We start from the raw sequence: 11,199 nt of genomic DNA on the forward strand, positions 1-11,199 counted from the left end.
AGTTTTAAATTGATTAAACTACTCAAGTGAGTAAGCTGATGTTTTTTATATTGAGTACAGGTAGATCCGGAACAACAACAATTGCTAAAACGCTTTCTACGCTAAGCGGCTGCGTATGTCTACATGAACCACATCCAGAGTTGATTGGAGAATCATCTGCCTATCGCTATGGACTTGTCAAGGGTGAGGAAATAAAAAAAATTTTGTTAGAAACTCGTAATCTTACAATTAATAATTCTATATATTGTGAATCCAATCAGACCTTATCTCTAATTATTCCAGTTTTAGTAGAAGCATTTCCTGAAGCCAAATATATATGGTTAATTCGTAATGGATTAGATGTAGTGGCATCAACATATCAAAAGCAATGGTATACTGGTCACTCAGAAAATCACGATCATTATGAGAAATGCTCACTAATTGAGCAAGCATGGATAGACGGTCGAATTGAAGGTGATCGCTGTGGCGATATGAGTCCTGATGAATGGAGCCAACTCGATCGTTTTGGACGTTGCTGTTGGTATTGGAGCTATGTTAATCGGATTATTGAAGCTGACCTAAACGAACACGCTGCTGAGCGCTTTAAAATATTACATTTAGAAGAAATTAACTTAAAATTGCCAGAAATTATCGACTGGATAGGTTTAAAAACGGCTGTTATTCCCCAAGCTAAACGTCATAATGTAGCCAAACGTGACCCTTATCACTGGACTAGATGGACTGAGCAAGAACGAGCAACGTTTGATCATTGGTGTGGAAGCTTAATGGATCGCTTTTATCCAACTTGGCGAACAACTACAGAAGAGAGGAAAGGGATAGAGTATTTCGAGAGTAGCGGGGTACATAGCTTTTCTAGCTTGAAGGAAAATTCTTTAAAAATATCAGTTTATATTACATCCTATAATCAAAAAGAGTATTTGATTGAGGCAATTGAAAGCGTTTTAGTTCAAACTTTGCCTCCAAGTCAGGTTATTATTGTTGACGATTGCTCTAGTGATGGTTCTCAAGAAGTGATTTCTGCTTACGCTTCTCGTTATCCTGATTTAATAACACCTATTTATCATACTTGCAATCAAGGCGTAGTGCAGACTCGAATAGATGCCCTACAAGCAGTAACGGGAGACTACGTTACATACGTTGATGGTGACGACAGGTATCTCCCTACCAAACTTGAAAAAGAAGCGAAGTTGCTTCAAGAAAATCCAAATGCACAAATCGCTTTTTCAAACAACTACTACATGACAGTAAATGGCACTCATTGTGGAGTTTGGGCAGAAGGAGAGGTGCCTCCCCACGGTGAGGTTTTTTGCCAAACTTTTGCTAGAAAATTCCCAAAACGCAATCTTTTTCGTATGGAACTAATACCATACGTAGCCTTGAAAAAAATTGGCTTTCACGATCCCAACCTAAAATTATATGAAGATTTTGATATGCGCATTCGTTTATCAAAACAATATCGAACGATTTACTACAACGAACCCTTGAGTGAAATACGCATTCATAATAAGGGGCTTTCTAGTTCAGATGCAGCCCAGCATTTAGCAGCTCTACAATATATTTATCGTAAAAATAAACCTCTTTTGAAAGATATTAATGTTAAAAATAGAAGAGAAGTTCAAAAGAAATTAGAAGAGTGGATAGCTAATATCGCTAAACGTGCAGCCGAAGAAGCTATAGAAGACATTCAAGGTAAAAGAAGAAGTAGGAAGCAAGCTTTAAAATGCTATTTTCAATTTCTACAATATAAACCAAATAAATTTGATTGCAAATTTGTTTTAAAAATTATTTTGCCAAACTGAATGTATAAACGGTAACAAATTCAAAGATTTCCTTTTTTTGATTTTTAGTATCTGAGCCATGAGAAAAACATAACAAATTACAGGCTTGCATGTCTAATTATTGATTTTTGAAAAAATCATGCTAACACCTACAACCTTCCCCGTAATATATGCTTTTGCTCGTTCTGGCGGCACCTTAATCAACCGTTGTTTGGGCTGTATACCAGGTAATATTGTTCTCTCAGAAGTGAATCCTCATGCCTCAGTTGTCCCCATTGAAGTTCAGGCACGAGACTGGTTTAAGTTGCTGTCACCTATAGATTTTCCTGAGTTTGCTAAGAAAAGCTATGCAGAAAAAATCCAGTGGCTAGCAATATTTGTGCAACAGCAGGGCAGCCATTTAATTATTCGAGACTGGGTAACTTTGAACTTTTTGGCTCAGGCCAGCAATGACATATACGTCCCTAGCGTATTTTTAGAGCAAGAACTGTATCTCTCACATTACGGTTTTAGTTGTCGTCCTCTAGTGTTAACACGTCGTTCTGCTGATGTTTATGAATCTATAACACGCACTTTTGAACAGTTCCGAAACTTATCCGTTCAAGACTTTGGGACTTATTACTTAGCTTATGCACAAGCAGTATCGAGGTATCCAGTCTTTCACTACGAAAATTTTTGCCGAGAACCGGAAAAAGAGCTGAAACGAATATGTGATACTCTTGATATTAACTATAATGATTCTTTTCTCACCGAATTTAGTAAATTTGAGTATTGCACGGGAGATAACACTCTTCTCACTTCTAGTAGAGGAAATAAACTGGAGAAGATAACTGTCATGAAGAGCAACCATGAGTGTGAAGCCTATCTTGCAGCTAGTTTAGATGCAGACTGCCAGCAAGCAGATAAGTTGTTAGGTTATGAAAATATGGAAGTTGAACAAAAAGTCGATGCTCTTTGGAAAATCATTGAGTTTCGTGACAAAGCGCTTAGCCAAGCAACTGATTTACGGCACCAGATTGAGGAACAATGGCAGCAGAATCAGTCCCTCCTCGAGCAGACTCAATCACAACTAGAGCAGACTCAGGCAGAGTTAGAAAATTTTCAATCTCAGTGGCACCAATCTCAAGTAGATATAGAATACCGTAGTCAAGAGCTGCAACGTTTAGACGTAGCTTTAGCACAGGAAAAGTTTGCTCGACAGGAGTTACAGGATAAAAACTCTACATTAGAAGTATCCTTAGCCGAGCAAAAGCAGTTAGTTAGTCAACTAAAAGAACAGCTGCACTCACTTAATGTGGTGCGAGCGCGCCTAATCGATGAATTATATCAGTCGAATAACCACTTAAAATATACAATTGCTCAGCTACAAGATTCTAACAACCACTTGCAGAATACAGCTAATGGATTGCAATTTACTAACAACCATTTACTAGAAGAACTTGCTTTTCTAACAACTAATAAAGCAGCTATTAGAAAACTAATTAAGACATTTTTGAATAAAACTGGTTTATATAATTTTATTTACCGAAATTATAACTTATTTGTTCCTATTTATAATCTGTTATTCCGCGATCGCTGGAAGCCATCTACAATTTTTCGTTCCAACGCCTCTATCAGTATTTCCCCATTTTCCGAAGTTCAAACTTCCGGACAAGACCTAGTGAATGCTAGCATTGAGACTGACTCACCTAGTATTGAAGCTTTTATAAATGCCAGGATTCTTGGAGAGAATGTTAATTTAGAAACATCTGAGTTTTTATCTAACTGCTTAGCGGAAATTAATAAAGTTCTTTGTATCGATCCATCAGAAGAGACTTTACATTTTTTAAATCTACTTTCAAAAACCAATTCGAAGGTAACATGTATAAATTCTAAAGGTTATCAAAACAATTTTCTCGCCTATGGTTTTGAAACCCTCTCTATAGAACTAAGTGAGTGGATGATTGCAACAGACAGAATAAATTTTGGTGATTATGACTGCTTGTTGCTAAATACACAGATTCCAGAAGAAACTCTCCTGCTGCTTAAAGGCCGTTTGTCGCCCAAAAATAAAGTTATGGTTTTTGGTGTTACTTCAAACGATCGCCTACTTAAATTAGGATGGGAATCTCCACATACTATAGTCAAAGGATTACACCTTTATGACACCCCCCCAGAGGCTTGGCTAAATGCATTTCGTGAAGAATCAACCTTAGATGCACAGTTGTTACAGTGGCCTTGGAATTACTCCGTCCCTCAAGTTCCTTCAACCTTGCCGTCTGGAAAACCTTGGCCCAAAATATCCGTTGTTACAGTCAGCCTCAATCAAGGAGCTTATCTAGAAGAAACCTTGCGCTCTGTACTTTTGCAAGGATATCCCAACCTTGAATACATAGTGATTGATGGTGGATCTAGCGATAATACTCCGACTATTCTAGAGCGATACCGTTGTGAACTAGCTTATTGTGTAAGCGAACCCGATCGAGGGCAATCTCATGCTCTTAATAAAGGTTTTAGTCGTGCCACTGGTAATATCTTGGCATGGCTTAATAGTGATGATCGATATTTACCGGGGGCGCTTTTCCGAGTAGCTATGGCTTTTGACACTTATACTACAGACATAGTAGCTGGAGGCTGTCTGCTTACTCTAGGAAATAACCAAAGACCCTTCAAAACGCATCATAACGCTATGCCAGTTGGCAAGGTAGTTTCTCTGCCTCTTGAGCGACTACTAGACATTGATGGTTCTTGGCAAAAAGCAGACTTTTTCTATCAACCAGAAGTTTTTTTTACACGAGAAATTTGGGAACGCTCCGGTGCCCAAGTTGATGAAAGCCTGTTTTACAGCATGGACTATGAACTTTGGGTGCGAATGGCCTATTATGGAGCTAATATAGTTCACATTCCAGATTCCCTGTCACTTTTTAGACGCCACGAACAGCAGAAAACATATGGTGATCATCTACCTTTTATAGATGAGCTAAAAGAATTCAATGCTAAATTCAAACAAAATCTTGCAAGAGTAAAAAAATATGACTAGAGAGGAGTTAGACTTTGGGAATTATATACATCGTACTGGAGCAGTTAATACAAGCAACCAAAGTGAGCCTTTTGAAGATAGTCCAGTAATACCTCTATTCTCCGAAGAGAAATTAGAAGAGGCTGTAGTAACCCTTAGGAAAATCTTGGAAAAAGATGATTTTCCTCAAACAAAGGAGGCCCTAAAAGGAGAAATAGCAAGACGCATTCAATCTTTTTGTCCTCATTGGTTTCAAAGAATCGATTATCCAAATCACAACATAACGTCCACTTCCAATCATAATTGGGCTTTTATAGATGAAGGGGGTGTTAATACTCTAGGGAAAAAACTCACTAGTCAGGAAGCTTCTATTTTGCGTCCTTGGCCTAAATGGTTATACATCAAAGATATATTGCCCAATGTTGTCGGAAAATCGATACTAGAACTAGGTAGTTCAAATGGATTTTTTAGTTTTCGATTTGCTGAGCTGGGTGCATCTCACGTAACCGGAGTAGAAATCATTCAGCGTCAATATGAAAGTGCCGTATGGTCAGCCGATATACTAGGACACAAAAACGTTTCATTCATTAATACAGATGCTTTACTAGACTTGACTATTCCCAAGCACGATATTGTTTTCTTATCAGAAGTGCATAACCATTTTTTGTTTCCCTTTTTCGGGTTGCTCCGAGTTATTAACTTAGCCAAAGAAATGGTCATTTTTGATACAGGTGCTGTAGACATAAACGAGCATCGTTTGGATCTCCACTCGGGTTGGAAAAGCCAAAGTGGCAACCTAGTTTATCACAGCTTTCAGATGACAGATGGGCTGATAATGGATTTTCTCAATTTAGTAGGAATACCGCCTTACAAAGTCAAACGCTATAAAGCTCCATCTGACCATTATCATATTCTTTACGCAATTGACACGACAGAGATCGAACAGAATCGTCAAAAAATTGGCTATCCAGAATATCTCAGACAAATAGTTGAATTAAAGTTTAAAACGCCTACAAACCTCAGATGAAAACCCAAAAACACTGAAGAAGAGAACGTGCCGTTTATCTCAGCTAAAACAACCGGTTCTTGGCTAGATATGACTGGCTTACCCTACCTAAATGCTAATCAAGGTGTAAGTTAGTCTCTATATTTCCAGAAGGTGTCTTATCAGCCATACTTAGGCGCTCATTTTTACATCATGTAAATAATGTATAAAAAATATTCGCTCCTAGTGTGGCATTCTCCAAAAGAGGAATATTACTTTTTGAAGAACCTTGTATAGAGGGCTATATTAATAGAAGTAATAGCTCAATTTGTTCCTCAATTGATTGAATTAGCAGGCAACTCATTCAACCAGTATTAATATAAAAAAAATTAAGTCATTTATCAAGATTAATTATAAAAGTTTATAGCTTAAGGGAATCTTAAATTAAGTTATTACTCTCATTTTCTTTGAAAAAGAACAGGATATCTAACTGAATGATGAGCCTACAGAGTATTAAAAATAAACTTTCGAGTGGTCAGAGTCTGCGTATACTATTCATTAACGATTTAGGTTTTCAGTATGGAGCAGGGCTTGCTCTCTTACGTCAAATTCAATCGTTTCTTCTAATGGGTCATGATGTTGCAGCTCTCTGCTGGACGCCTGGTGCTGAAGAAGAGAATGTGCCTTTTATCCCAGCTAAAGCAACTGGTTCTTGGCTAGGCATGAGTGGTTTACCTTACCTGCACTCCCATTACGGTGTAAGTCAGTCATCGATTATCGATAGTATTGTACTGGAAGCAAGTCTTAGATATCCTGATGTGATAATTTTAGGGAACCTTCACGGTGCTGGGTGGTCGCTTAGGCTACTTCCCGCACTACAATCACTTGGGTGCGTAGTAATTGCATTTTTGCACGACTGTTATCTAATGACGGGTCGATGTGCCTACCCTGGAGAGTGCCATCGCTACGAAATTGGTTGTAATGACAACTGCCCTACCTGGGAGCAGTACCCGTCTCTTGCTCCAGACAAAATTTTTGATGAATGGGTTTTGCGGCGAGAAATATTTTGCGGTTCTCAGGGAGTTCCTTTAGCAGCCAATAGCCAGTGGACTCTCAAGATGGCACGACAAGCTCTGACAGGGCTTCACTATGCTGATTGTGTCTACTATGGATTGGATGAGCAGCTGTTTAGGAAAATAGATAAGTCCTTAGCTCGTCAGTTACTGGGGATTCCCCAAGACTGCTTTGTTATTTTGGGTGGAGCAGTCAATATGAGTGACAATCGTAAAGGTGGACAGCTCTTTTGTGAAATAGTATCCCAACTTCAACAGAAAGCACATTTTGTCGTTTTTGGTGCTAAATCTCATCAAATTAAGGGTGTTCAGGGCACTGGCCTACTACGAGACTACCGAAAAATGCCGCTCATTTACAGTGCTGCTGATATTTTTGTGGGAACTTCTTTGGAAGAAGCATTTGGTCAAACTTTCTGCGAAGCGGCAGCCTGCTCCTTACCTGTAGTAGCCTTCAATATTGGGGGTATACCTGAAATAGCGCGGCATGATGTCAATGCACGATTAGCAGATGAGATTAGCGCCAAAGCATTGCTTAATGAAATTGATTTTTTTATGAAAAGTCCAGCTAAATGTCAAGAATTTGGTAGGGCAGGAAGAACGATAGTAGAAGAGGAGTTTACGCTTAAAGCTCAGGGTGAACGTTGGATAGATTACCTGAAACGTGTAGTACAACTTGAGAAAACTGATGCATTAGGCGTTGCGGCAAAAGCTTCAGCAAGGGAGGAATCTTTTGCTAAATTTGATTAAGACAATAAAGAGTAAAATAATTTTCGGGACAATGATGAACACCCTAATTGATAGAAAGAGCGAAGATTTTAGCAACCTCAGCTACTCTATTTAACCCAATTCCAAGTAGTATCAAAGTTTAAACCATGATCTCAAGCATTAAGAAGATAGGCAAAAAAATTAAAGATTTAGGCCTAACAAGAAACCCTACAAGCTCAGAAATTTTCCTGAATAGATTCTACGAAAACTATTTTATTTGTGATTGGCTGCCTAATTCCAAATATAGTGTTTTCACGCAGTACGATCAAGAATACTACTTAAAACAAGAAGAAGCTTTTAAACACAAGTATCGTTGCTTTTTTGCTGTTTCCAAAACAATATTGCCTGAAAAGATTTTAGAGATAGGAACGCATGCTGGTTCCAGTGCTGATGCTTATATAAGCGCTAGTCCTAGTGCATCGTATATTGGTCTTGATATGTTTGGGAAAGGTATACGGCACGATAACGGCTTACCTTGGCAACCTTATGAGGTCGCCAAGCAGTTATTTCAAGAGCGAGGATTTAATAAATATGAGCTAATCAAAGTAAATCTACGAACATTAGTGCATCTGCCTAGTTTCTCTGATTTTGTAGTAGTTGATGCTGCTCATGATTTTGAAAACCAGTATGCAGATTTGAAGTTAGCTCTTACAGCTAGACCTGAATTTATTTTCGTTGATGACGTGGAAGGAGATGAAGTAAGACTGGCGGTAGAGAAGTTTTTAAATGAAGATTTGAAAGGTCGAGTGGAATATACTGTTAAAATCAACTATATAGGGGGAGGATTAGTCATTAAGCTTAATAAAGTTTAATATTTTTAATCAGTTGAGAATTGAATCCATGCTAGTGGGTAAAATTTTTAACAATTAATTTAGGAGTTAGATCATTTATCAATAACATAATATGAAAATTTCGATTATTACAGTCTGCAAAAATTCTGAAGAATCCATAGAGCAAACTATTCAAAGTGTAATATATCAAACTTATAAAGATATTGAATATATTGTTATTGATGGTGATTCAGAAGATAAAACTAAAGAAATCCTTGCTCGTTATGATAGTAGCATTACAAAAATCATCAGTGAACCTGATAATGGATTGTATGAAGCCATGAATAAAGGAATCAATTTATCCACAGGTTGCTTTATACACTTTCTAAATTCAGATGATTACTTATACGACGCTAATGTAGTTAGTGATGTAGTAGATTTTATCTCAGCACATCCTAAGTGTGAATTTCTTTATGGGGATACACATCTCCGACCTAATCCTCAATTACATACAGAGACAGCGACTAGCGTTTGGAAGTCTCCGCTTCCAGACGATATTCCTGAAGCAATGATATACGGCGCTTTATTTCTTCAAGGTGCTATTTTTTTTAATGCAGATTTATTTACAAAATTAGGCTTGTTTAACGAAACTTACAAGATATCAGCAGATTATGAATGGTTTGCTAGGCTTATACAGCATACAGAAATAAATGTATGTTACTATCCTAGAACAATTTTCTCTTATTATCAAGGAGGATTATCTAGCGATATAAAAGCAACGCTTAGTGAAATGTTTAAAATTCAAAATCAAGTTCCATTATTTCAAACCGATTACTGGGTTAAAAAGAGAATTTCAAAATTACAAGATGGCATTATAGAATTACAAGAATTTATTCATAAAATCCAAGAACTTTCCGAGCAGCGTAGGGTTTTAATTTCTGCGCTAGAAAGCAAGATTACAGCAATAGAAATAAAAAATGCTGAGTTGGAAGGTAAAATAGAAGGCATGGAAAGTAGCAAATTCTGGAAGTTAAGGAAGGCCTGGTTCAAATTTAAAAGCGCAATTTAATGAACCAGAAAATATCATAATATCTAGATTAAACAAACTCATTCAAAAATTTAAAGTTCTATTTGCTTATAATTTGGTGTTCAAATGAGAGTTTTTATAGACTGCACCCATACAGCTAATCATACATATAAGAATACGGGTATCCATCGAGTAGTTCGCCAACTTACATTAGAGTTAACAAAACTTAGTTTGGCTAACTCTGATGTAAAAGCGATTTCAGTTAAATTTGACGGGAACTTTATTAGTAGAGTAACTTCTCTATATCCGGAAAATGACAGTCAGCCTGCTGAAAGCAATCAAGCTAGTAGCGCAATTCTTAGTAAAATAATTAATAAATTTAATTTTTTAGTTTATAAAGCTAATAATAAAATTAGAAGAGTGTGGCCTTTTAAATATTTGCTTTACAAACCTTCAATTTCAACATCAAAAGAACCTGATGAATTTGAAGGAACTAAGCTTTCGCCAGAAGATGTTTACCTGATTGTTGATTCAAATTGGGATTTACCTAATTCGTACTACAACTTTTTGCAACGGTTGAAAAGCCACGGTGTAACTATTATATTAGTATGCTACGATTTGATTCCAATAAAATTCCCAGAGTTTTGCTCAAAGGATTTTTGTAAAACTTTTAGTGAATTTTTTATTCAGTATTCTCCTTTATTCGATAAAGTTATAGGTATATCTAGACAAAGTGCTAAAGATTACATTGAGGCAAAGGAAAAAGGTATACTGCCTAATACGAATTCCAATCAAGTAGTAACAAGTTTTCGCCTGGGAGCCGACTCTATTAAACATCAGAAATTTCAGAATATGGATGATAACGATAACAACAGTGAGAATACACAGCTTAAGTCTGTTCTGAATAAACGATATATTCTGGTAGTGGGTAGCTTAGTTCCTCATAAAAATATCAAAACTACTATTACAGCTTTTGACTTATTAGTAGAATCAAATGAAAACGTCCATTTAGTCTTTGCAGGAAATCGGGGGTGGGATTTAGAGACAGACAGACTAATTGAATCAAATAAGAACTATGGAAAACTTATACACATCTTCGGTTCAATTAGTGATTCTCAGCTACGACTTCTATATGAAAACTGCTACTGTCTAGTTCAAGCATCTTTCTATGAAGGATATGGATTACCGGTCGTAGAAGCATTGCAAAATTACAAACCTGTAATTGCAAGCACTGGTGGATCTTTACCCGAAGTGGGGGGAGACTTCTGTATCTACTTTGACCCAAATCAACCAGAAGAACTGTATAAATCTTTAAGCCAACTGCTTAGTTCAGACACGTACTACAATCAGTTAGTAACTCGGCTCAGGACGGAGTATAAACCTTTCTCTTGGCAAGAATCGGCCAAAGAATTACTTTCTCATCTATATGGGTAAAGCATTTATCTGTAAAAAATAAACCTGATTTTTAAATAAATATGTAAAATAAATTATAGCCAAGAGGGTAAGTATATATGCACAATTACTTGTACAACATTTTCTTGCTAAATAAGTCTTTCAATAGCATTTAGTGTGTAATTTAGTTCGCATATTTACGTAATATAGGAAGACAAGCTATGCTATTGGTAAAGCATTACCTACACCTAGTTTCAACTTCAGTCTTTTTGATTTCATAATTATTATTTTCCTCATTAGACCTCTTGCAAAAGTCGTCGCTGGGGTAATATGAGGTCTGAAATTATGCGCTCGCTCACCTGTCTTCTACGCTCACCCCTGGTAATTCATAAGTAAAGCTAATGAAATACG

General features: G+C 36.9%; 7 protein-coding genes. All 7 read left to right on the forward strand.

Features of this window, described 5'->3' with window-relative positions:
* The first annotated feature begins 26 nt into the window (after positions 1-26).
* Entirely contained in the window at positions 27-1,799 is a 1,773-nt protein-coding gene (locus tag NDI34_RS17545) for a glycosyltransferase (protein ID WP_348233311.1), read from the forward strand.
* A gap of 118 nt (positions 1,800-1,917) precedes the next feature.
* On the forward strand, positions 1,918-4,797 hold the full coding sequence (locus NDI34_RS17550) for a glycosyltransferase (RefSeq protein ID WP_348233312.1): 2,880 nt from the start codon (positions 1,918-1,920) through the stop codon (positions 4,795-4,797).
* The gene (locus NDI34_RS17555; protein WP_190684740.1) at positions 4,790-5,803 is read left to right on the forward strand and encodes a class I SAM-dependent methyltransferase; all 1,014 of its coding nucleotides are present in this window, start codon (positions 4,790-4,792) and stop codon (positions 5,801-5,803) included. The genes NDI34_RS17550 and NDI34_RS17555 overlap by 8 nt, the downstream gene beginning before the upstream one ends.
* 584 nt (positions 5,804-6,387) lie before the next feature.
* The gene (locus NDI34_RS17560) at positions 6,388-7,581 is read left to right on the forward strand and encodes a glycosyltransferase (protein WP_348233313.1); all 1,194 of its coding nucleotides are present in this window, start codon (positions 6,388-6,390) and stop codon (positions 7,579-7,581) included.
* 125 nt (positions 7,582-7,706) lie between these two features.
* The gene (locus NDI34_RS17565; RefSeq protein WP_348233314.1) at positions 7,707-8,411 is read left to right on the forward strand and encodes a hypothetical protein; all 705 of its coding nucleotides are present in this window, start codon (positions 7,707-7,709) and stop codon (positions 8,409-8,411) included.
* 91 nt (positions 8,412-8,502) lie between these two features.
* A complete protein-coding gene (locus NDI34_RS17570) occupies positions 8,503-9,438 on the forward strand; it encodes a glycosyltransferase family 2 protein (RefSeq protein ID WP_348233315.1) in 936 nt (311 codons plus the stop codon).
* 189 nt (positions 9,439-9,627) lie between these two features.
* On the forward strand, positions 9,628-10,830 hold the full coding sequence (locus tag NDI34_RS17575) for a glycosyltransferase family 1 protein (RefSeq protein WP_348233316.1): 1,203 nt from the start codon (positions 9,628-9,630) through the stop codon (positions 10,828-10,830).
* The last annotated feature ends 369 nt before the right edge of the window (positions 10,831-11,199 follow it).

The organism is Trichocoleus sp. DQ-U1 (assembly GCF_039961925.1).
In the GTDB taxonomy this organism is placed as follows: Bacteria; Cyanobacteriota; Cyanobacteriia; order Cyanobacteriales; family FACHB-T130; genus FACHB-T130.